At 32.8% G+C, this 23,879-nt stretch carries 15 protein-coding genes; 9 read left to right on the forward strand and 6 right to left on the reverse strand.

Annotated features, from left to right (window positions below; all coding sequences use genetic code 11):
* Nucleotides 1-16: 16 nt before the first annotated feature.
* The gene (locus ACSVH2_RS13755) at nucleotides 17-2,092 is read right to left on the reverse strand and encodes a M1 family metallopeptidase (protein WP_438093758.1); all 2,076 of its coding nucleotides are present in this window, start codon (nucleotides 2,090-2,092) and stop codon (nucleotides 17-19) included.
* An 84-nt stretch (nucleotides 2,093-2,176) separates the two neighbouring features.
* Here ACSVH2_RS13755 and ACSVH2_RS13760 point away from each other — a divergent pair, with 84 nt between their 5' ends.
* From ACSVH2_RS13760 to ACSVH2_RS13795, 8 genes are all read left to right on the forward strand, one after another.
* Nucleotides 2,177-4,723 carry a DUF559 domain-containing protein gene (locus tag ACSVH2_RS13760; RefSeq protein WP_438093759.1) on the forward strand — a complete coding sequence of 849 codons (2,547 nt, stop codon included), beginning with the start codon at nucleotides 2,177-2,179 and terminating at the stop codon, nucleotides 4,721-4,723.
* 126 nt (nucleotides 4,724-4,849) lie between these two features.
* Entirely contained in the window at nucleotides 4,850-5,908 is a 1,059-nt protein-coding gene (locus ACSVH2_RS13765; protein WP_438093760.1) for an efflux RND transporter periplasmic adaptor subunit, read from the forward strand.
* 47 nt (nucleotides 5,909-5,955) lie between these two features.
* Complete coding sequence (locus ACSVH2_RS13770; protein WP_438093761.1) at nucleotides 5,956-9,051, forward strand: efflux RND transporter permease subunit; 3,096 nt, start codon at nucleotides 5,956-5,958, stop codon at nucleotides 9,049-9,051.
* A 47-nt stretch (nucleotides 9,052-9,098) separates the two neighbouring features.
* On the forward strand, nucleotides 9,099-10,409 hold the full coding sequence (locus ACSVH2_RS13775) for a TolC family protein (RefSeq protein ID WP_438093762.1): 1,311 nt from the start codon (nucleotides 9,099-9,101) through the stop codon (nucleotides 10,407-10,409).
* A gap of 21 nt (nucleotides 10,410-10,430) precedes the next feature.
* Nucleotides 10,431-11,294 carry a bestrophin family protein gene (locus ACSVH2_RS13780; protein WP_438093763.1) on the forward strand — a complete coding sequence of 288 codons (864 nt, stop codon included), beginning with the start codon at nucleotides 10,431-10,433 and terminating at the stop codon, nucleotides 11,292-11,294.
* Between the two features lie 80 nt (nucleotides 11,295-11,374).
* The gene (gene pheT / locus ACSVH2_RS13785; protein WP_438093764.1) at nucleotides 11,375-13,795 is read left to right on the forward strand and encodes a phenylalanine--tRNA ligase subunit beta; all 2,421 of its coding nucleotides are present in this window, start codon (nucleotides 11,375-11,377) and stop codon (nucleotides 13,793-13,795) included.
* Nucleotides 13,796-13,959: 164 nt separating this feature from the next.
* Complete coding sequence (locus ACSVH2_RS13790) at nucleotides 13,960-14,670, forward strand: hypothetical protein (protein ID WP_438093765.1); 711 nt, start codon at nucleotides 13,960-13,962, stop codon at nucleotides 14,668-14,670.
* 131 nt (nucleotides 14,671-14,801) lie between these two features.
* Nucleotides 14,802-15,374 (forward strand): hypothetical protein, encoded by a 573-nt coding sequence (locus ACSVH2_RS13795; protein ID WP_438093766.1) that lies wholly within the window; start codon nucleotides 14,802-14,804, stop codon nucleotides 15,372-15,374.
* Nucleotides 15,375-15,433: 59 nt separating this feature from the next.
* Here ACSVH2_RS13795 and rpsA read toward each other — a convergent pair whose 3' ends face one another.
* Nucleotides 15,434-17,209: a 30S ribosomal protein S1 gene (gene rpsA, locus ACSVH2_RS13800; protein WP_438093767.1), complete on the reverse strand. Its 1,776-nt coding sequence runs from the start codon at nucleotides 17,207-17,209 to the stop codon at nucleotides 15,434-15,436.
* Between the two features lie 320 nt (nucleotides 17,210-17,529).
* Between rpsA and ACSVH2_RS13805 the strand changes: the two genes are divergently transcribed.
* Complete coding sequence (locus ACSVH2_RS13805; RefSeq protein WP_438093768.1) at nucleotides 17,530-17,967, forward strand: hypothetical protein; 438 nt, start codon at nucleotides 17,530-17,532, stop codon at nucleotides 17,965-17,967.
* A 65-nt stretch (nucleotides 17,968-18,032) separates the two neighbouring features.
* Here ACSVH2_RS13805 and ACSVH2_RS13810 read toward each other — a convergent pair whose 3' ends face one another.
* The 4 genes from ACSVH2_RS13810 to lon form a co-directional block, all read right to left on the reverse strand.
* Nucleotides 18,033-19,286: a nucleoside permease gene (locus ACSVH2_RS13810; RefSeq protein WP_438093769.1), complete on the reverse strand. Its 1,254-nt coding sequence runs from the start codon at nucleotides 19,284-19,286 to the stop codon at nucleotides 18,033-18,035.
* 68 nt (nucleotides 19,287-19,354) lie between these two features.
* A complete protein-coding gene (cmk, locus tag ACSVH2_RS13815; protein WP_438093770.1) occupies nucleotides 19,355-20,047 on the reverse strand; it encodes a (d)CMP kinase in 693 nt (230 codons plus the stop codon).
* Between the two features lie 18 nt (nucleotides 20,048-20,065).
* Nucleotides 20,066-21,097 (reverse strand): type IX secretion system protein PorQ, encoded by a 1,032-nt coding sequence (gene porQ / locus ACSVH2_RS13820; RefSeq protein WP_438093771.1) that lies wholly within the window; start codon nucleotides 21,095-21,097, stop codon nucleotides 20,066-20,068.
* 130 nt (nucleotides 21,098-21,227) lie between these two features.
* On the reverse strand, nucleotides 21,228-23,678 hold the full coding sequence (gene lon, locus ACSVH2_RS13825) for an endopeptidase La (protein ID WP_438093772.1): 2,451 nt from the start codon (nucleotides 23,676-23,678) through the stop codon (nucleotides 21,228-21,230).
* Nucleotides 23,679-23,879: the final 201 nt, after the last annotated feature.

Here is a 23,879-nt window from a genome sequence, read left to right on the forward strand (position 1 = left end):
AACTACAATATTATTTTTAGTTTTCATCCAACAAACGCTGCAATTCAATTTTTTCTTTATCAGAAAGTTCTACAAACATTGCTTTAAAAATGCCTCTATAACCCTCTAACTTCAATAATTCTCTTATTTTTTCACGTCCAAACTTGCTAAACTGCCATTTATAATGAGTCGTTGCATTGACTAAATTTTTTAGTACCTTTAGGTCAGTTGGATTAATTGCCAATATATTTAAGATTGCATTTTGACGAACTGAAGTTTCATAATTAGACGAAGTATAATCCGCTAATTCTTGATAATATTCCAAACTATTGCTTTTTTGATTTTCAATGGAAAAAGTCAAAAATAAAATTCGTAAACTTTTATCATTTCCTCCAACCCAATTTTGGGCTTTCGCCAAATAAACACTACTGCTTTCTGGATAATTTTTCCACAAATTCATAAAAGCAATTTCCTTAGTTTCATAGGAAGCATCGTCCAATAGTGTTTCATATTGTGACTTAAAATCTAAAGGAATTTCGCTTGTGAATTCTGCAACCGATTGGCGCACTTTTACATCATTAGTCTGCAATGCTAAAATCAATAACTCCTTTTTTTCATCAAATGGAATATCCTTTATTTGATATAATATTTCGGTTTTAACTGGATAAAAAACATTGGATTGCATTAATGCACTAAACGTACCTTTATTCACAACAAATGATTTTTTGCGCAATTGCTGTGTATCAAAAAGCGTTTGTATGAATTGATTTTTCTTCAATAAAGCATTGGCTTCATCCGTTTGAAAATGGTAATCTTGCAACCACGATTTTTTGAATTTTTCGGTATCAAATGAAGGAGCAACTTTTTTTATTTCTGCTAAAAAATCATCAGTTTCAACATTCTTGAATTGGTATTTCTTTAAATAATTGGTAACCGCTTTCTGAAATAATTTTGGTCCAATGGCTTCTCTTATAGTATGCAAAGCCCAAGCGCCTTTTTGATAAAATGACAATGAACTTGCCTTTTCATTCATCACAGGAATGGTATCTGTTTTAGCCGCATTTCTCAGTTGCAACGAAGAACGATACAATTGATGATAAAAATAATCATCACCAAAAATTTGTCGCTCTACCAGCAAAGCATAATACGTTGCAAATCCTTCTTGCAACCAATGATGTTGCCCTGATTTTGCAGTAACCAAATCACCAAACCATTGATGAGCCAACTCATGTGCATTCACATTCACATAATTTCTATCGTTGAAACCAATGTCATCCACCACATAATCTTGAGCAAAAATTGTAGCAGAAGTGTTTTCCATTCCGGCATACAGAAAATCTTCCACAGGAATTTGTTTATAAATTCTCCAAGGATATTTCACGCCAATTTCTTTTTCCAAAAAATCGAAAATTTCTTTGGAATTCTTATACGTTGTTTCAAACTTCGCAGTGTCTTTCGGTTGAATGAACATTTGCAACGGAATTCCTGATTTGGATGCGATTACTTTATTTCTAAAATCGCCAATGGCTATAGCTAACAAGTAGGAACTCATTGGATTTTGCATTTCATATTTCCAAATTTTTTGGTCTTTATTTGGAAACGTTTCCTTCAAAACTCCGTTAGCCAAAACATTGAATCGCTTATCAAAAGTGATATTCATATTAAAAATTACTTTCTCATTGACATCATCAAAACTCGGAAACCAATGACTAGTATATTTTCCTTGACCTTGTGTCCAAACCTGCTGATTACTTATAGTAGCATTAGTAAAATCACCATTAAAATACATGGTTTGTTTTGGAAACGCATCATATGAAAAAACTAAAGTATTTTTCCCTTTTTTAAACCCTTCAAAAAGATTTAAAGTCTTTCCTGAATTTTTAAATTTAACTGATTTATTATTGATTTTTAAATCTGTAAAAGTCATTTTCTGTGCATCAATTTTTATGGTATCGATGGTTTCTTTCACTTCAAAAACATACTTCACGGAACCGAAAACTTTTTTGTTAATTGGATTGATGGTAATGTTTCCATTAGCCGTTTTAAAATCAACTTTAGAAGTTTGTTGGGCGAAAGAGAGAAAGGAGAAGAAAAAGAAAAAAAGTATTCGCATTTGGTTAAAATTTATAGATTACGAATATAATCATTTTAAAATTTTCAAATTAAAAACTTATCTTCGCTTTAACAATTTCTGATAATGTCTAATCAACTTCTCCAAACTCCAATAGAATATCTCAAAGGTGTTGGTCCGCAACGTGGGGAATTGTTGCGCAAAGAAATTGGCATTCATAAATATGAAGATTTACTCAATTTTTATCCCAATCGGTATATTGATAGAACACGTTATTACAAAATAAACGAACTGAATAACAATGTTGCCGAAGTACAAATTATAGGCAAAATTATCAATATTAAAACGGTAGAATTTGGCAAGGCAAAAAAGCGATTGGTAGCCAGTTTTGTAGACGAAACAGGGCAATTGGAACTCACTTGGTTTCAAGGTCACAAATGGATTCGTGACACTTTAAAACTCAATACGCCTTATGTCATTTTTGGTAAAGTGACTAATTTCAATGGACAATACAGCATGGCGCATCCTGAAATGGAATTGTTTACAGAGCATGAACAAAGTTTACGTTCGGCAATGCAACCCGTTTATCCATCAACTGAAACGTTGACTAATCGTGGTATTTCCAATCGTGTTATCAATAAAATGATGCAACAAATCTTTATTGAAACACAAGCGAAATTTACCGAAACCTTACCACAATATATACTAGATGAATTAAAACTAATTCCAAAAAACGCGGCATTATTCAATATTCATTTTCCGAAAAGTCAAGACCTTTTGGCGAAAGCCCAATTCCGGTTAAAGTTTGAAGAGTTATTCTTTATCCAATTACAATTGATTACCAAAAACTTAGTTCGAAAACATAAAATCAAAGGACATCCATTCACTATTGTTGGAAGTCACTTCAACGATTTCTATCAAAATCATTTGCCTTTTGAACTCACCAATGCGCAGAAAAAAGTATTGAAAGAAATCAGAAACGACATGGGAACGAATGCCCAAATGAACCGTTTATTACAAGGCGATGTAGGTTCTGGAAAAACCATTGTGGCACTCATGGCAATGCTTATTGCACTGGATAATGGTTTTCAAAGTTGCTTGATGGCACCAACAGAAATCTTGGCAAACCAACATTTTAATGGATTAACAGAATTAGCCAAAGATTTAAATATCAATATAAAAATACTCACTGGTTCAACTAAAACAGCTGAGCGTAAAATTATTCACGAAGCATTAGAAAATGGCAGTTTGCATATTCTAATCGGAACTCATGCTTTGTTGGAAGACAAAGTTCAGTTTCACAATTTAGGCTTGGCTATTATTGATGAACAACATCGTTTTGGTGTAGAACAACGCTCAAAACTTTGGCAAAAAGGAAGCCTTCCTCAATCCTTCCAAAGGAAGGAAGTGGATAGTGTAAAACAAAAATATCAAACAGCTAGACCATCAACATACAACCTTTTAAAAGAACTTAAAAATCAAAACAAAAAAAACAATACTCAAGTGGAAGCAATTTTATGGGAATGTTTGAGAAACAAAAATCTAAATTATAAGTTCAGAAGACAACATATAATTGACATGTTTATTGTTGATTTTATATGTTTAGAAAAAAAACTAATTATTGAAGTCGATGGAGGTTATCATTATACTGCAGAACAAAAAGAAGCAGATGAACTACGTACACAAATTCTAAATGAAATTGGTTTCAAAGTCATACGATTTTCTAATGAAGAAGTTATTGGGAATATAGATAACGTAGTTAAAAAAATAAGCGAAACTTTGGAAAGCCTCTCCTTTGGAGAGGTTGGAGAGGCTATTGTTCCGCCGCATATTTTAGTAATGACGGCTACGCCTATTCCTCGAACTTTGGCGATGAGTTTATATGGCGATTTAGATATTTCTGTTATAGATGAATTACCTCCAGGGCGAAAACCCATTCAAACCGTGCATCGTTATGATAGTAATAGATTGAAAGTTTGGAAATTCATTAAAGATGAAATTGCAAAAGGACGCCAAATTTATATTGTCTATCCATTAATTCAAGAAAGTGAAACAATGGATTACAAAGATTTGATGGATGGTTATGAGAGTATTTCAAGAGATTTTCCATTGCCACAATACAGTATTTCAATCGTTCACGGCAAAATGAAACCCGCCGATAAAGATGCTGAAATGAAACGTTTTGCCGAAGGGAAAACCAATATTATGGTCGCAACAACTGTTATTGAAGTTGGTGTTAATATCCCAAATGCCAGCGTGATGATTATTGAAAGTGCCGAACGTTTTGGACTTTCTCAATTGCATCAATTGCGTGGTCGAGTTGGTCGTGGTGCTGAACAAAGCTATTGCATTTTGATGACATCTTTTAAATTATCAAATGATAGTAAAATCAGATTGGAAACCATGTGTAAAACCAATGACGGTTTTGAAATTGCCGAAGTCGATTTGAAACTTCGTGGTCCAGGAGATATTATGGGAAAACAACAAAGTGGAGTGCTTAATCTTCAAATAGCTGATTTAGTTCGTGACAAAGACATCCTTTTAGTTGCAAGAAATGAAGCTATAAAACTATTAAAAAAAGATCCTTCGATGAGTTTACCCGAACATCAATCTATGAGAATGGTTTTTTTAGAAATGACTAAAAAGAAAAATATCTGGAATTATATAAGTTAAGCGTTAACATTTGTACCTACAAACGTTAAATAAAAATTAACTACCAAAGCTATCCCATTCTTAAAAACTATTTTTGCGTCATTACTTCTATTCAGTGGCGTTTATTTCCACTTCAAACTACAATTTATGAAAGTTAGAAACATTATATACTTGTTATTAATCCTTGGAATTGGTGGTTTCATTGCCTATAGAATTTCGTCAAATCAGAGTAAAAACAGTGATCCAAAGGGAAAAGATGGGAAAAATACACCAATGACTGTGAGTGGAATTGTTGTGAAAACGCAAACATTTGATAACAATCTTTCACTTTCTGGTTCTATTGAACCAAACGAACAAGTTGAAATTCGTAGTGAAATATCAGGAATAGTTGAAGGAATTTATTTTAAAGAAGGAAGTAATGTAACCAAAGGACAATTACTTTTCAAAGTAAATGATGTAGAACTGAAAGCGCAATTGCAGCAAGCCAAAACAAAACAAGGATTGGCCTCCGAAAACGAAAGAAGAGCTAAACTTTTACTTCAAAAAGAAGCCATCAGTCAAGAAGAATATGACATCGCAAGAGCCGATTTTAAATTGACCCAAGCACAAGTTCAATTGATACAAGCTCAAATTGCGAAAACTGCTGTTAAAGCGCCATTTTCGGGAAAAATTGGTTTGCGTTCAATATCACCAGGAACTTATATCACTCCTACTCTATTAGTAGCAAAATTAGTAAACAGTAGCCAACTCAAAATCACCTTTTCTATCCCTGAAAAATATGCCAATCAGATAAAACCAAATTCCAACTTAAGTTTTACCGTTGCAGGTTCAACCGAAAAATATTTGGCTAAAGTGTATGCCATAGAACCCGAAATTCAAATTTCAACTAGAACATTGAAAGTACGTGCACTTGCCGAAAATAAAGATGGGAAATTATTACCAGGCGTTTTTGCTAACGTCGAGTTACCTTTGGACATTATTAAAGATGCAATAATTGTTCCCACGGAATCCATAATTCCAATTCAAGACGGGAAAAAAGTATTTATTGCAAGTAATGGAAAAGCAAAAGAAGTCAAGGTTGAAACAGCAACACGAACAGACGCTTCTATTTTGGTGCTTTCTGGACTGAAAGCAGGTGATACTGTTTTAACTAGTGGTGTTATGTCGTTGAAAGAAGACACACCAATAAAGGTGAATATTAAATAATGTAAGCACACGGATTCCATTTTTTTAATCCAAAATCCAAAATCTCAATGAGTTTATCAACCACAAGCATACGAAGACCCGTATTTACCATTGTCATTAATTTATTGATTGTGTTATTTGGGATTATTGGCTACACTTTTCTGGGTGTTAGGGAATTCCCTTCGATTGACCCCGCACAAGTTTCTATTCGTACTAGTTATACCGGAGCCAATCCGGATATTATCGAGTCTCAAATCACGGAACCACTTGAAAAAGCTATTAATTCGATTGATGGGATTCGGAATGTAACTTCATCGAGTACACAAGGAAATAGCAATATCACTATCGAATTCAATCTGGATAAAAATTTAGAAGAAGCGGCAAATGATGTGCGAGATAAAGTATCTCAAGCAATACGAAGTTTGCCACAAGATATCGATGCGCCACCAGTAGTTTCAAAAGCCGATGCCAATGGTGATGCCATTATTTCAATGACCGTTCAAAGCGATACCCGAAACCCATTGGAATTAAGTGATTTTGCTGAAAATGTTATTGCGCAACGTCTAGAAACCATTCCTGGTGTGAGTGGCGTTCAAATTTGGGGGCAAAAAAGATATGCTATGCGTTTGTGGATTGATCCCATAAAATTAGCTTCCTATGGCTGTACTGTTTCTGAAGTAAGGGATGCTTTAAACAAACAAAATGTTGAGTTACCATCTGGAAAAATTACTGGTGCCAATACCGAACTTACCGTAAAAACTGTTGGAAACCTTTCTAATGTTGAAGAATTCAACAACATCATCATCCGTTCTGATGGTGAAAAAATTGTGCGTTTCAGTGATATTGGAAACGCTGTTTTAGGACCTGAAAATTTGGAAACCAAAATGACACAATCTGGTTTGCCACTAGTAGGTGTTGCCATTGTCCCTCTTCCTGGAGCAAACTATCTAGATATTTCAGAGCAATTTTATAAAGAATTTGAAAAGCTGAAAAAAGATTTACCAAAAGACATCAAATTAAACATTGCGTTAGACACAACTTTTTTTGTAAAAAAATCTGTGATTGAAGTAGCCGAAACATTAGGGATTTCTATACTATTAGTAATCTTGATTATCTTTTTATTTTTCAGAGACTGGGCAATTGCTTTTAGACCTTTGATTGATATTCCGGTTTCGTTGATTGCTACTTTTTTCATCATGTGGCTGTTTGGATTTTCGATAAATGTGTTGACTTTACTTGCTATAGTGTTGGCAACAGGATTAGTTGTTGATGATGGAATTGTTGTTACCGAAAATATTTTCAAAAAAGTAGAAGAAGGAATGACACCTATCGAAGCCGCTATAAAAGGGTCGAACGAAATCTTCTTTGCGGTAATATCCATTTCTGTAACCTTAGCGGCTGTTTTTCTTCCTGTGATTTTCCTTGAAGGATTTGTCGGGCGATTATTTAGGGAATTTGGAGTCGTCATTGGTGCGGCCGTATTAATTTCGGCCTTTGTTTCGCTTACGCTTACACCCATGTTGAATGCCTATTTGATGAAAAGCGGTGAACAGAAAAAAACAAAGTTCTACCTAAAGACGGAACCTTATTTTGTAAAACTGAACAAAGGATATGCCAATTCATTAGAACGTTTCATGAAGAGAAAATGGTTGAGCTTTCCAATTCTAATCGCTTGTTTTGGTTTGATTTATATCTTTTTTAATCTATTACAAAAAGAAACTGCACCTTATGATGATAGAAGTTCTTTGTCTATAAGAACAAACACTGCAGAAGGATCGACTTATGAATACACCGATAGATTCATGCAAGAAATCTCAAGACTTATTGATGATTCTATTCCAGAAAAAAAAGTAGCACTTGTAATTACCTCTCCAGGATTTATGGCAGCTTCGGCAAACAATGGATTTATCCGAATTTCTTTAAAAGAACCTGAGGATAGAAAACGTTCTCAAAAAGAGATCGCCGAAAAATTAACAAAATGGACCAATCAATACTCAGAAGCAAAGGTATCAGTGACAGAACAGCCTACGATTTCAGTAAATAGACGTGGTGGTTTGCCTATTCAGTATATTATTCAAGCACCAAATTTTGAAAAACTACAAGAAAAAATTCCATTGTTCATGGACGAAGCATCTAAAAATGATACTTTCTCCATGACTGATGTGAATTTAAAATTCAACAAACCCGAGATTAATGTTTCCATTGATAGAGAGAAAGCCGAGAGTTTGGGCATATCGGTCATTGACATTGCACAAACCTTGCAACTTTCTTTGAGTGGTCAACGCTTTGGTTATTTTATGCGAAACGGAAAACAGTACCAAGTCATTGGACAATTTGATCAAAAAGACCGTTCAAAACCATTAGACTTAACCTCTATGTTTGTCAAAAATAAAAATGGAGAATTGATTCAAATGGACAATGTCGTAACCATTGAAGAGAAAAGTAATCCACCACAATTGTATCATAACAACCGATACATGTCGGCAACCGTTTCAGCTGGACTTGCACCCGGAAAAAGTATCAGCGACGGAATTGATGCTATGAATGATATAAAAGATAAAGTACTCGATGATACTTTTACAACCGATTTAGGTGGAGAATCTAGAGATTTTGTCGAAAGTAGTTCGAATACCTCTTTTGCATTTGGACTGGCGTTGTTGTTGATATTTTTAATTCTGGCAGCACAATTTGAAAGTTTTATCGATCCCTTTATCATTATTTTAACCGTACCAATGGCAGTTGCTGGTGCATTATTTTCATTGTGGCTCTTTGGACAAACTTGGAATATTTTTAGCCAAATTGGAACAATTATGCTTATAGGCTTGGTTACCAAAAATGGAATCTTGATAGTTGAATTTGCAAACCAATTGAGAGAACAAGGAAAATCAAAATTAGAGGCAATTTTGGAAGCTTCAGAAGCACGACTTCGTCCAATTTTGATGACTAGTTTGGCGATTTCACTGGGTGCTTTACCTATTGCATTATCACTTGGCGCAGCATCAACAAGTAGAATTGGAATGGGAGTTGTCATTGTTGGAGGAACTATTTTTTCATTGGTTTTAACCTTGTTTATCATCCCAGCTTTGTATTTAATGTGGTCAAAAGCGAGAAAACATTATCCCGAATTTGATCATATCGAAGAATACGAAAAAGAAAGTAAATAACTCATAAGCCATAAAATAGTATAATTGTGGCAAAAGAAATATAGATTATGAATACTAAAATTCTATTTCGCAGCTTGTTCCTTTTTCTCTTTTGCATTGTAAAAGTCAATGCTCAAGAAGTATTAACTATAAAAGACGCGCTAAAAATAGCATTGGAAAATAATTTTGAAATCAAAATGGCTTCCAATAATTTGACTATTGACAAAACCAATGTTGCTATAGGAAATGCCGGAATGTTACCAAGAGTTAATGCAACAGTAACCGATGCAAACAGTATCCAAAACAGTTCACAAACCCTTCAAAATGGTACTGTTAACGAATTAGACAATGCCAAAAATAATACCTTATCCTATGGTGTTGGGCTTGATTGGACTGTTTTTGATGGTTTCAGAATGTTTGCTCGATTGGACCAATTGAAAGAATTACAAAAATTAGGGGAAGCTAATTTAAAACGCACTATTATTTTAAAAATAAGTGCTGTTAATGCAGTGTATTATGATCTAGTGCAGCAACAACAGCAATTAGCGGCTTTGGATACGACAATCGTTATATCAACCCAGCGATTGACATTGGCACAAAATAGATTTAACATTGGTAAAGCTTCAAAATTGGAAGTTTTGAATGCTCAAGTCGATTTAAATACTGATAAAGTGGCACTTTTGAGACAAAAAGAATCCTATGCTAACCGCAAGATAGCTTTAAACCAAATTTTGGCTAGAGACGCATCTATAGATTTCAAGGTAGTAGATGTAGTTTCGGTCGATGATAAATTAATCTTAGCAGAATTAATTGCTTTGGCAGAAAAACAAAACCCACAATTGGAAGCTGAAATTATAAACAAAAGAGTTTCTGAATTAGAATTAAAACAAATCAAAGGAGATCGTTATCCAACCATCAACTTGAATACGGGATATAACTTTACAAATAATCAGTCTAGTTTAGGTTTCACCGCACAATTTGTGGCTCAAGGTCTCAATTATGGATTTAGAGCATCCTTAAATGTATTTGACGGGTTTTCCCAAAACAGAAATGAAAAAATTGCTAAAATTCAAATTGAAAATTCCAAAATAGCCATCGAAGAGCAAAGTCTTTTATTGAATTCAGAATTGACCGTTGCTTTTAAAACCTATTTAACCAACTTAGAATTAATTCAATTGGAAGAAACAAACGAAACAATTGCCAAACAAAATTTAAACATCACGGTGGACAAATTTCGTATTGGAACTATTACTACAATTGAATTTAGAGCAGCACAGTTAAATTATATTAATGCCAAAGTGCGCTACAGCAATGCTCAATTTCAGGCCAAATTATCTGAAATTGCTTTAAAAGAATTGGCTGGAAATATGAGTTTTTAGTTTATTTTTGTTAAAAACACTATGACCTCATACAACCCAAAAGATTGGATTAGCTTTATCTTCAACGTAAGCAAAGCGGATACTTTTCGAAAATTAATTCCGATAATGATTCTCATTGGAATATACTCTGGAATTATTGCTTATTTGGAAATCGGATATTGGCATCTACCTGAAGATAGTCATGTCAAAAATATTTCTGTAATGCACGGTTTATTAGGTTTTGTGATTTCATTATTATTAGCTTACAGAACCAATACTGCTTATGACCGCTGGTGGGAAGGACGAAAATTATGGGGTGGATTAGTGAATAGTAGCCGAAATTTAGCCATCAAGTTATCTGCCATTATCACTTCAGAAAATGATAGAGCCTATTTTAGAAAAATGATTCCAACCTATGCTTCCATTTTACAAAAACATTTAACGGATAATGAAACTGCGAAACAATTGTTTGATGATGTCGATTTGAAGATTGACCATCACAAACATAAACCGAATCATGTAGCCAAAATGATGTTTCAAAAAATAAATGATTTGTATGTTGCAAAAAAAATTACAGGTGACCAACTTATCATAATAAATAACGAACTTCAATCGTTTACAGATATTTGTGGTGCATGCGAACGAATCAAAAACACACCAATTCCCTATTCTTATAGTGCATTTATTAAAAAATTTATTTTTATTTATGTACTGACACTGCCTTTTACTTATGTCTTTACTTTGGGTTATTTTGTTATTCCTGTGGTAATTTTTATCTTTTATGTGTTGGCAAGTTTGGAATTGATAGCCGAGGAAATTGAAGATCCATTTGGTGTTGATTCCAATGATTTACCAACCCTTAAAATTGCCGAAAATATAAAAAAACATGTAGAAGAATTGTTGTAAATAAATCTACATTTTACAACTCTCAAATTGTTATATTTTTTGATTATACCTATCTTTGCGACCTCATTAAAAATTTAAAAATGAAGATATCCTACAATTGGTTAAAGCAATTTATTAAAATAGATTTAAAATCGGAGGAAACAGCTTCTCTACTTACAGACTTAGGCTTGGAAGTAGAAGTGGTTTCTAACTACCAATCAGTAAAAGGTGGTTTGGAAGGTATTGTTGTTGGTCATGTTTTAAGTTGTGAAAAACATCCTGATGCAGATCGATTAAAAGTGACTAAAGTTGATCTTGGCGATGGCAATCCGGTACAAATTGTTTGTGGGGCAAATAATGTAGCTGCAGGTCAAAAAGTTCCTGTAGCAACCATTGGTACAAAATTATTTGACGCAGCAGGTGTTGAATTTGAAATCAAAAAAGGAAAAATTCGTGGACAAGAAAGTCACGGAATGATTTGCGCCGAAGATGAAATAGGTCTTGGAACCAGTCACGATGGGATTATGGTTTTAGATTCAAATTTAAAACCAGGAACTCCAGCGGCAAAAGTTTTCAATATAGAAAATGACGAAGTTTTTGAAATTGGTTTAACGCCAAATCGTGCTGATGCCATGTCTCATTATGGCGTTGCCCGTGATTTACGTGCTAGTTTATTGCAAAAAAATAGTAATATCGAGTTAATTACGCCATCAGTAAGTACGTTCAGAATTGACAAAAGAACTTTGAAAATTGATGTTGATGTAAAAGACAGCAAGTTAGCGCCAAGATATTGTGGTGTAACACTTTCTGGAATTACTGTTAAACCTTCTCCTGAATGGTTGCAAAACCGTTTGAAAGCTATTGGGCTTACGCCAAAAAACAATATTGTAGACGTTACTAATTATATTTTACATGATTTAGGTCAACCGCTTCATGCTTTTGATGCTTCAAAAATTACTGGAAAAATAATTGTAAAAACTGTAGCTGTAGGAACAAAATTTACCACACTTGACGATGTAGAAAGAACGTTACACGAAGAAGACTTGATGATTTGTGACGAAAAAGGACCTTTATGTATTGCAGGTGTTTTTGGGGGTAAAAGTTCAGGAGTTAGTGAAACTACCAATTCAATTTTCTTAGAAAGTGCTTACTTTAATCCTGTGAGTATAAGAAAATCAGCCAAGCGTCATGCTTTGAATACGGATGCTTCGTTCCGTTTTGAAAGAGGAATTGACCCAAATATTACTGAATTTGCACTGAAACGTGCAGCACTTTTGATAAAAGAAGTTGCTGGAGGTGAAATCACTTCTGATATTGTAGATATTTACCCAAAAAAGATTGAAGATTTTCCAGTTTTCTTGAATTTTGATAAAACCACTAAATTAATTGGACAAGAATTATCAAAAGAAACCATCAAAAAAATATTAGCTTCTTTAGATATCAAAGTAACTACTGTTTCAGATGCAGGTTTGGGATTAATTATTCCTTCCTATCGTGTCGATGTACAACGTGAGATTGATGTGATTGAGGAAATCCTGAGAGTTTATGGATACAACAACATCAATTTTACTAAAAAATTGAACGCTACGGTTTCCAATTCTGCTAGAACCGAAGATTACAAAGTACAAAATATCATTGCTACGCAATTGAATAGTTTAGGTTTCCATGAAATGATGGCGAATTCTTTAACATCACCTGATTACATTGGCTTATCTGAAATGCTAAAAGAAGAATATAATGTAATGATGTTAAATCCTTTGAGTAATGATTTATCGGCGATGCGTCAGTCGTTACTATTCTCTGGTTTAGAAGCTGTTTCCTATAATATCAATCGAAGAAATAGCGATTTAAAATTATTCGAGTTTGGAAAAACCTATCACAAATTGCCTTCGGGTTATGATGAACCGAAACATTTAACCCTTTTCGTTTCTGGAAACAGAAGTGAGGAAAGCTGGACGAATGCTCAAAAACCTTCTGATTTCTTTTTGTTCAAAGGTTATGTAACTTCCGTTTTAGAACGTTTGGGTATCAATAAAATTCAGAACAAACCGTTTGCTAATGACATTTTTGCAGAAGGAATGGCAATAGCTTGTGGCAACGATACATTGGTGGAATTTGGAACAGTGAAGAAATCGATTTTAAAACATTTTGACATCAAACAAGAAGTATTTTTTGCTGATTTCAATTGGAATTTAATTCTAAAATTAATTGGAAGTAAAATTAAGTTTACTGACATTCCTAAATACCCTGAAGTACGCAGAGATTTAGCTTTATTGGTCGATAATTCAGTAGCTTTTGACTCGATATATAACATTGCGCGTCAAACTGAAAAATCGTTATTGAAAGACATTAATTTGTTTGATGTTTACGAAGGAAAAAATCTTCCAGAAGGAAAAAAATCGTATGCAGTAAGTTTCACATTGCAAGACACTTCCAAAACATTGACTGATGAGCAAATTGATAAAATCATGAATAAGCTACAAAAGAATATGGAAAATGAATTGGGTGCGAGTTTGAGGTAAGTAATTCATTTATTATTTTATTTCCGATACTGAAGTTTCAAAATTACAAGTTAAAAAAAATGCTCGAAGAAATTCGGGCATTTCTTATTTGAACAATTGTTAAACATTGAAATTTAATACTATATCATTTCAAAATTTTTTAATTTTGAAAAAAAAGAGCTATTATGAAAAATGTAAATCTTGAATTGAAACTTAGAACTATTAGAGATAAAGAGAAAAATAGTGACTTGTTGTTGCAGGTTGAAAAGATACTTCTTGAAGATGAAATCTCTAGGAATGAGATTTCAAATGCTTTATCACTCAAGAGTGAAGAGACAACTAAAAATGCATTAGTCTTCGATTTACTTAAAACTGAAAATATTTTTCATCTCAATCATATTGAAAAGATTTGTATTGATTACCGACTTCGTTTTCTAGATAGCAGTTTATTTAAAAATTCCATTCCAGAGGAAGCTATCAGTAAAATAAAAAATTTACAAAAAGAGCACAACACAAAACTAAGTGGTTTTAAAATAGTAGCTCCAAGTAAAGCTTTTCATCTTTTAAATTATGATGATCCATTACTATTTATTCCCATTGGGAACGATTACTATTACTTAATTCACAAATGGGGAGATGAGTTTAATTGGTATAGAAAACTACTGGTTTGGCCAGTTAAAAATTTGAGCAATTTTACTATAACTAGTATTCTTATAAGTCTAATTGTTGCGCTACTTGTTCCCGAAAATAACTTGAGTAAATCGGTTCCTTTGGCGCCATTGATTGTGTTCCTTTTTGCCTTTAAATCAATTGTTGCTGTTTTTGCCTACTATTTTTTCATGGCAGGAAAAAACTTTAATGAAGAAATTTGGCAACGTAAATACTATAACAATTAAATAAAAATTGAGGAATCATTTAATGATAATCTGTACAATTAGATTCCTCCTTCGTCGGAATGACAAATTAAATATGAAATGCTCGAAGAAATTCGGGCATTTTTTTATATTAGCTAGATAAAACAAATCACATGGCAGGTATTTATTTATTGTTTATTTTAATATTTATAATTGGATTATTCTTTATTGTTTTAGGTTGGTATAAATACAAAAAGTTTAATAGCGCTAAAGAAATTTGTTTGTATCCTTTAAGCCAAAATAGTAAATCAATTTTATTTGCAAAAGCAGGTAATTATACAATCGGTATTGTAGGAGGTAGTTTAATTAATAATTTTTCAGTCAGCATCCTTTCTGAAATAGAAAATAAAAACATTGCCACTACAGAACATATTATTAAGCATAGATTTTTTAGAAAAGGAAAATTTGGGATTTACTATTATAATTTTTGCATAAATAAAGTTGGTGATTATACCATTATAATAAATCACCCAGAAAAAATAGTTGTAAAAAATTCAACATCAAAATTAATTTCTTTGCTAGAAAATGAAGTTTCAAAAGAAAATCTATTTATTATCATAAAAGAATACTCCTCGCCAAGTAGTTATATTTTTGCCCTTCTTTTATTTATTATCGGGTTATGGATTTTATTGCTTAATGTTACTTATTTTCTATATAAACTTGGAATATTAGTACCAACGAACTAATATAAACAAAGAAAGTCCCGATATATATCGGGACTTTCAAATTTATAACAATAAAAGAATTATTTCTTTTTCTCGCTTTTTTCCATTTTTGCTTTTAAACCAGCAAGAACATCATTTGCATCTAAAAGAGATGAAGCTGGTGCATTGTTATTAGAAGCTACAGCTTCAGCAACCGCTTTTACATTTTTCTCTTCTTCTTCACGGAAAATGGCAGTGTGAGAAGCAACAACTCTTTTGAATTCTTTGTTGAACTCAATTACTTTGAATTCAGCTTCTTCACCTTTTTTCAATTTTTTACCGTCTTCTTTTTCTAAATGACGAGTTGGAATAAACGCAACTACATCATCTCCAAAATCTACAGTTGCACCTTTGTCAACAATCTCAGCGATAGTTCCTGTGTGGATAGTTCCAACAGCAAAAGCATCTTCATGCTTATCCCATGGATTGTCAGTAGTTTGTTTGTGACCTAAAGATAATTTACGTCCATCAACATCCAACTCTAATACTACTACATCAAGTTTGTCACCTACGTTAACAAATTCTGATGGGTGTTTGATTTTCTTAGTCCAAGAAAGATCAGAAATATATACTAAACCGTCAATTCCTTCTTCTAATTCCACAAAAATACCGAAGTTAGTAAAGTTTCTAACGATACCTGTGTGTTTAGAACCTACAGGATATTTAGCCGTAATATCAGTCCATGGATCTTGAGTTAATTGTTTGATCCCTAGTGACATTTTTCTGTCTTCTCTATCAAGAGTTAAGATAACTGCATCTACAACATCACCCACTTTTACGAAATCTTGAGCCGAACGCAAGTGCGTAGACCATGACATTTCTGAAACGTGGATTAAACCTTCAACACCTTCAGCTACTTCGATAAATGCACCATAATCAGCGATTACAACTACTTTACCTTTTACTTTATCTCCAACTGCTAATTTAGCATCAAGAGCATCCCAAGGATGAGCATTTAATTGTTTTAAACCAAGTTGAATTCTTGTTTTCTCATCATCAAAATCAAGGATTACAACGTTTAATTTTTGATCTAATTCAAGAACTTCACTTGGGTGATTAATTCTTGACCAAGAAAGGTCAGTAATGTGAATTAATCCATCAACACCACCTAAGTCAATAAACACACCATAAGAAGTAATGTTTTTAACAACACCTTCTAATACTTGTCCTTTTTGTAATTGACCGATGATTTCTTTTTTCTGAACTTCGATATCCGCTTCGATAAGCGCTTTGTGAGACACAACAACGTTTTTAAATTCGTGATTAATTTTCACAACTTTAAATTCCATCATTTTGTTTACATATACATCGTAATCACGGATTGGTTTCACATCAATTTGTGAACCTGGTAAGAATGCTTCAATTCCGAAAACATCTACAATCATACCTCCTTTAGTTCTACATTTAACAAAACCTTGAACAATTTCTCCAGTTTCGTTTGCAGAAATAACTCTATCCCATGATTTGATAGTTCTAGCTTTTCTGTGTGATAATACTAATTGACCTGTTTTGTCCTCACGAACGTCAATTAATACTTCAACTTTGTCACCCACTTTTAATCCTGGGTTGTAACGGAATTCGTTTAATGAAATAACACCTTCCGATTTTGCATTAATGTCAACAATAGCGTCTCTGTCAGTGATTCTTACTACTACACCTTCTACTACTTCTTCTTGATCTGTTGAAATAAAAGTTTTAGTTACTAAATCTTCAAACTCTTGCAAGTTTTTTTGGTCTACTGCATCAATTCCTTCTGCGTAGTTGTGCCAGTTAAAATCGTTTAAAAACGCTTGTTGTTCTTTGTTTAATTCAGACATGCTGATAAAAAATTTGTATTCTGTTTTCTCTGTATTTCATTATGCGGTAAAAAAACAGAAGTTGTTTGTATAATTAATTGAACCCTAGAGGAAATACTGACCGCCAAAAGGATTGCAAAAGTAATCATAATTTCTTAATTACAAAATAATTAATTGCATAAATAGAGAAAAGAAGAAAGAAAAAAGAATGCTATTTTTGAAAAAAACTATTGATGTACAACTCATTTCAAATTTTTGAACGAGATACTAAAACATTTCATTTAACGAAAGGAAATGTATTATTCCTATTTATGCTAATAATGATATCTTTAAACTACTTATTGGAACATAAAATAATTTATTTCAAATACTTAGCTGCCTTATCAATGCTTGTTTATGTTATTTATTATTTAACAGAATGCTTTCGGTATCAATTTTTAAATGGAAAATTTACAGGTAATTTAGTATTTAATGAAAATGAAATCCTAATAAATGAAAGAAAAATTGAAATAGCTGAAATAAAAAAAATATTTTTAAGAGTGAATGATTTTGTTGGAAGAAAAAGAGGTCTTACAACAACCACAATTCCAATGTCCAACGGAACAAATAATCTTTTAGATTTGGAATTAAAAAATGGAGAGAAAATAAAATTATTTTTTAAGATTGAATATGAAAATCAGGTAGAAGAATTGAAACCTCTTATATTAAATCTAATAAAAATTGAAATTTTAACTCTAAATGAAGGCGAAAAAATATTGCATGAAAGAATAAGTTCATGAATAAAAAAATTATCACATTTATAAAAAAAAGAGCTTTATTAACAAGCTCTTTTTTTTATTATTAATTAATGACTAACATTCGCCACAGCATTTGGATCATGTTTGTGTTTGAACATTACAGCAAAAGCAATGGCGATGACTAAAGCATATCCGGCAAATGCCAACCAGATGTTGTGCCAATCTCTTGTTCCTTGATTAGTAAAAAACTCGTCTATAACATAACCGCTAACTAGACCTCCGAAGAAAGCTCCAAAACCATTGGACATCATCATGAATAATCCTTGAGCCGAAGAACGAATTTTAGAATCAGTTGTAGTTTCCACAAATAATGAACCTGAGATATTGAAAAAATCAAATGCCATTCCGTATACAATACAAGACATAATTATCATCCACAATCCATCTGCAGGATTTCCGTAAGCAAATAACCCGAAACGCAATACCCAAGCAAACATTGAAATTAGCATTACTTGTTTGATTCCAAATCGTTTCAAGAAGAACGGTATTGCAAGAATAAATACCGTTTCCGATATTTGAGAAATAGACATAATTAATGTAGACTTTTTTACAATAATACTATTAGCATATTCTGGCATTTTACCAAATTCCGATAAGAAGACATCACCATACATATTGGTTAATTGTAATGCTGCACCTAAAAACATAGAGAACAAAAAGAATAATGCCATTTTATAGGTTCCAAATAATTTGAAAGCATCTAATCCTAGTTTTTGTGCCAAAGTAGCATTCTCAGAAATTAGTTTTTGTGGTGGACATTTCGGTAAAGTAAAAGAGTAAATTCCAAGTAATACAGCTGAAATAGCAGATATATAAAACATATTGGCAGATGCTTTATTTCCAGACAAATTGGTTAACCACATAGCAGCTATAAAACCTATTGTTCCCCAAACTCTAATGGGTGGAAATACTTTTACTACATCAAAATCATTGTTTTTTAAAATAGTATAAGCAACAGAATTAGATAATGATATTGTTGGCATATAGCAAAGCATCGCTGCAAAAATCACCCAATAAAAAGTAGTTGGATTATCAACCTGAGGAATATAAAGTAGCGCAATTCCTCCTAGTATGTGTAAAATTCCATACAGTTTTTCCGCATTAATAAATTTATCAGCAATAATTCCTGTAATCGCTGGCATAACTATAGATGATATACCAAGAGTTGAAAAGATGGCTCCAAATTGTTCTCCACTCCATTGTTTTGTAGCAAACCAATAATTTCCAACAGTAATCAACCATGCACCCCAAACAAAGAATTGGAGGAAACTCATTAATGTTAATCTGAATTTTATACTCATAAAAATAGTTTTGATTTAGTTAAAAAATAGCTCGTAAATCTACTATTTAAATTGAGATAAACAAAAAGTTACAACGATTTCGTCACCTTTAGAACTAATTCTAAAACTACTTCAAACTGTTCTTCTCTAGTAAGTGCGGAATTGTCCATTTCAATAGCATCATCTGCTTTTAGCAAAGGCGAGTCGTCACGATGAGTATCGATATGATCTCTTTCTTCTACATTTTTTAATATGGCTTCAAAAGTTACATTTTGTCCTTTGCTTTGCAACTCATCATAACGTCTTCGAGCACGAGTTTCAGGACTAGCATTCATGAAAATTTTAAGTTCCGCATCAGGAAAAACAACGGTTCCAATGTCTCGACCGTCCATCACAATGCCTCTTTTTTTACCCATTTCTTGTTGTTGTTCAACTAATTTTGAGCGAACTTCAGAAACCTCAGCTACTTTACTAACAAAATTAGAAACTTCAATAGTTCGGATTTCTTTTTCAACATTGACATCGTTTAAATACATTTCGGCAAAACCTAAGTCGGGATTAAATTGAAAATGTAATTTTATATAAGGTAAACTATTGATTAAAGTTTGTTTGTCAAAAAAATCAGTTCCAATATAACCGTTTTGCATAGCAAATAATGTTACTGCACGATACATCGCACCCGAATCAACATAAACGTAACCCAAGTGATTGGCCAATTGTTTTGCTAAGGTGCTTTTTCCTGTGGAAGAAAATCCGTCAATGGCGATAGTAATTTTTTTCATATGCAAATGCTAATTGTTTTAATATCTATTTCCGGCAAAATCAATGGTCAAACCAAACATACTGGTATTGGCCGCTAAGGTATATCGTGAATAGGAATAATTAAATTTTAGATTATTTACTTTTAATCCAAAACCAACAGAAATTCCAGAGAAATTTCGTTGCTCTAAGATACGTAATTCTTCGGCTCTTCTGAAATTGTATCCCAATCTGATATTAAACCCTTTGTCGGGAAACAATTCAGCGCCAACAATCACATGGCGCAAAGCATTATTGAAAAAAGAAACTTTCTCAGGAGTTGAACTACCATCTAAAGAACCTTCTGCTCGGTTTGGATTTGAAAATGCCAATTGCCATTGTTGCATATTTTCCAAAGTTAAATGCCAACGAATGGGAACGTTTTCCATTAATTGCGAAACTCCAACAAGTATCTCAAGTGGTAATTTTTCTCTGGTTTCTTGATAAGGCGTTATTTGAGTTCCCAAATTCCTTATTGATATGGCCCAATTCACATCGTTTCTTTCATCAATAAACAAAGCGCCTAAATCAACGGCTGCTCCAAAAGAATTATAACTTTCTAATGTGGAAGAAATTAACTTGGCATTGGCTCCAATATAAAAATCAGAAAAAGGAATATTATAAGCATAGCCAAAAGTTAACGCAATTTCGCTACCGGTAAAATTTGATGTTTGTTGACCATTTTCATCATATCCGTCAAATTTTCCATAGTTGACATAATTTACACCTGCAAAAAAAGTTTGCACGTGTCTATCATAAGTATAAGCATAAGATGCTGTTCCATAGGTCACTTCTCCAAAATAACTTCCGTAGTTCAATGAAAGTTTGTTGTCCATCTCTGCATTGATACAGGCCGGATTAAAATGCGCTTGATTGACATCTTTGTCATAAAAAGTAATTACTTTTCCACCTATTGCTGCTTGTCTTGGTGAAGTGACTAAGTTTAAAAACTGATATACTGACTTTCCTCCTACTTGACTAAAACTTGTCAAACAGGTGAGGCAAATAACAATACAAAGTATTTTTTTAAACATTTAAAATAGCTTACACTAGATACTATAACGGAAATGCGAAGATATTATTTTATATCCTAGTAAAAAAGATAAAAAGAAAAGGCATAAGCGTTATTTACTCATGCCTTTTGAGAAAACTACAACAAAGGATTTATAGTTTTTTTGCGTTTTTCACTTTCTGATTTGTCAGCGCAAAATCGATGACTTCGCTCATTTCTTTTACATAGTGAAAAGTCAACCCTTCAATATATTCTGGTTTAATTTCTTCGATGTCACTTTTGTTTTCATGACACAAAATTATTTCTTTAATATTAGCTCTTTTGGCTGCTAAAATTTTTTCTTTTATTCCGCCTACAGGCAATACTTTTCCACGAAGAGTAATTTCGCCTGTCATGGCTAGGTTTTTCTTAATTTTCTTTTGAGTAAAAAGCGAAACTAGAGAGGTTAACATAGCAATTCCGGCACTTGGTCCGTCTTTTGGAGTGGCACCTTCTGGAACATGCAGGTGAATATTATATTTGGAAATCATTTCTGGATCAAGACCAAAAATTTCAGCATTTGATTTGATATATTCCAATGCGATTGTAGCCGATTCTTTCATTACCGTGCCTAAATTTCCAGTCAAGGTTAATGTTCCTTTTCCTGCAGAAATTAGAGATTCTATAAATAAAATATCACCACCAACAGAAGTCCATGCCAAACCTGTAACTACACCAGCTACATCATTACTTTCTGATTTATCACGGGCTAATTTTGGTGCACCAAGAATTTTAACAATATCTTCATCGGTTACTTTTTTATTATACTCTTCTTCCATTGCAACCGATTTGGCAGCATTTCTAATCACTTGAGCAATCTTTTGTTCTAAACTTCGAACTCCAGATTCACGAGTATATCCCTCAACAATTTTCTCCAATTGTTTTTTTCCAATCGTTAAGTGTTTCGAAGATAAGCCATGTTCTTTTAATTGTTTTGGCAATAAATGCTGACGAGCTATTTCTATTTTTTCTTCAATAGTATAACCTGTCATTCTTATAATTTCCATTCTATCTAATAATGCTGGCTGAATAGTTGCCATGTTATTAGAGGTTGCAATAAACATGACTTTCGATAAATCATATCCCATTTCTAGGAAATTATCATAAAAATCATTGTTTTGCTCTGGATCTAAAACTTCTAGTAAAGCAGATGATGGATCGCCTTGATGAGAATTAGACAATTTGTCAATTTCATCTAGAACAAAAACAGGATTTGACGTTCCCGCTTTTTTCAAACTTTGAATAATTCTTCCTGGCATAGCACCAATATAGGTTTTTCGGTGTCCTCGAATTTCAGCTTCGTCACGTAAACCTCCAAGAGAAATTCGAACATATTCTCTTCCTAAAGCTTCAGCAATTGATTTTCCAATAGATGTTTTACCAACACCTGGAGGTCCAGTTAAACAAATAATTGGGGATTTCATATCATTTCGCAATTTTAAAACTGCCAAATGTTCTATGATTCTCTTTTTAACATCTTCTAAACCAAAATGGTCTCTGTCTAATATTTTTTGGGCGCGTTTTAAATCAAAAATATCTTTGGAAAATTTATTCCAAGGCAATTCTAAAAATAATTCTAAGTAATTTCGTTGGATACCAAAATCAGGTGCTTGAGGATTCATTCGTTGCATTTTGGAAATTTCTTTCTCAAAATGTTTGGCTGTTTTTTCGTCCCAAGATTTAGTTTTGGCTTTTTGACGCATTTCTTCAATCTCTTGTTCATTAGAAACGCCACCCAATTCTTCTTGAATGGTTTTCATTTGTTGGTGCAAGAAATATTCACGTTGTTGCTGATCTAAATCAAAACGCACTTTCGATTGTATATCGTTTTTTAACTCCAGTTTTTGCAACTCCACATTCATAAAACGTAAAGTTTCAAGAGCTCTTTCTTTTAAAGCATTAATCATCAATAAGTCTTGTTTTTCCTTTACCGTAAGGTTCATATTGGAAGAAACAAAATTGATTAAAAACGATTGGCTTTCTATGTTTTTAATTGCAAAAGTCGCTTCGGTTGGGATATTAGGACTTTCTTTAATTATTTCTATGGCTAATTCTCGAATAGAATCAACAATAGCTTGGAATTCGGTGTCGTGTTTGCCAGGTCTTATTTCTTCAACTTCTTTGATTGTTGCTTTTAAGTATGGCTTTTCGTTTGTAACGGCATCAATAGCAAAGCGTTTTTTTCCTTGAAGGATTACAGTGATATTTCCATCGGGCATTTTGAGTACACGCAGAATTTGTGCTACAGTTCCAACAGTGTAAATGTCATTTTTTGTTGGATCTTCATCCTCTTCATTTTTTTGAGCTACAACACCAATAATTTTATTTCCAGCATTGGCATCGTTGATTAATTTAATCGATTTATCTCTTCCTGCCGAAATTGGGATTACTACTCCAGGAAAAAGTACCGTATTTCGCAAAGGCAAAATGGGTAACGAACTTGGAAGTTCTTCCTTATTCATTTCCTCTTCATCCTCTGGAGTTAAAAGCGGAATTAAATCGGTTTCTGTATCGAATTCTTGTAATGACAGATTGTCAAAAGATAAAATATTGTGGTTTGACATGTAATTTTGATTTCGTCAAATTGACATTAATTATTAATAATGCTAAACAAATGTAGGGCAACTTTTAATAGAAATAAATTAAAATCGATAAATAGCATTTGATTTAGACTAAAATCGATATAAATACCTTTTATATCGACTAGCACACAGTTAAGTCAATCTTTATGCCAAAAAAAAATCCGCCAAATTGACGGATTCTAT

The organism is Flavobacterium sp. RSB2_4_14, assembly GCF_051547085.1.
GTDB lineage: Bacteria > Bacteroidota > Bacteroidia > Flavobacteriales > Flavobacteriaceae > Flavobacterium.

What these genes read in the sequence shown, in the direction of transcription:
- ACSVH2_RS13765 (WP_438093760.1), top strand. Translation starts at nt 4,850, where the DNA reads ATGAAAGTTAGAAACATTATATACTTGTTATTAATCCTTGGAATTGGT.
- ACSVH2_RS13775 (WP_438093762.1), top strand. Translation starts at nt 9,099, where the DNA reads ATGAATACTAAAATTCTATTTCGCAGCTTGTTCCTTTTTCTCTTTTGC.
- ACSVH2_RS13755 (WP_438093758.1), bottom strand. Translation starts at nt 2,092, where the DNA reads ATGCGAATACTTTTTTTCTTTTTCTTCTCCTTTCTCTCTTTCGCCCAA.
- ACSVH2_RS13790 (WP_438093765.1), top strand. Translation starts at nt 13,960, where the DNA reads ATGAAAAATGTAAATCTTGAATTGAAACTTAGAACTATTAGAGATAAA.
- ACSVH2_RS13760 (WP_438093759.1), top strand. Translation starts at nt 2,177, where the DNA reads ATGTCTAATCAACTTCTCCAAACTCCAATAGAATATCTCAAAGGTGTT.
- pheT (WP_438093764.1), top strand. Translation starts at nt 11,375, where the DNA reads ATGAAGATATCCTACAATTGGTTAAAGCAATTTATTAAAATAGATTTA.
- cmk (WP_438093770.1), bottom strand. Translation starts at nt 20,047, where the DNA reads ATGAAAAAAATTACTATCGCCATTGACGGATTTTCTTCCACAGGAAAA.
- ACSVH2_RS13795 (WP_438093766.1), top strand. Translation starts at nt 14,802, where the DNA reads ATGGCAGGTATTTATTTATTGTTTATTTTAATATTTATAATTGGATTA.
- porQ (WP_438093771.1), bottom strand. Translation starts at nt 21,097, where the DNA reads ATGTTTAAAAAAATACTTTGTATTGTTATTTGCCTCACCTGTTTGACA.
- ACSVH2_RS13780 (WP_438093763.1), top strand. Translation starts at nt 10,431, where the DNA reads ATGACCTCATACAACCCAAAAGATTGGATTAGCTTTATCTTCAACGTA.
- ACSVH2_RS13770 (WP_438093761.1), top strand. Translation starts at nt 5,956, where the DNA reads ATGAGTTTATCAACCACAAGCATACGAAGACCCGTATTTACCATTGTC.
- rpsA (WP_438093767.1), bottom strand. Translation starts at nt 17,209, where the DNA reads ATGTCTGAATTAAACAAAGAACAACAAGCGTTTTTAAACGATTTTAAC.
- lon (WP_438093772.1), bottom strand. Translation starts at nt 23,678, where the DNA reads ATGTCAAACCACAATATTTTATCTTTTGACAATCTGTCATTACAAGAA.
- ACSVH2_RS13810 (WP_438093769.1), bottom strand. Translation starts at nt 19,286, where the DNA reads ATGAGTATAAAATTCAGATTAACATTAATGAGTTTCCTCCAATTCTTT.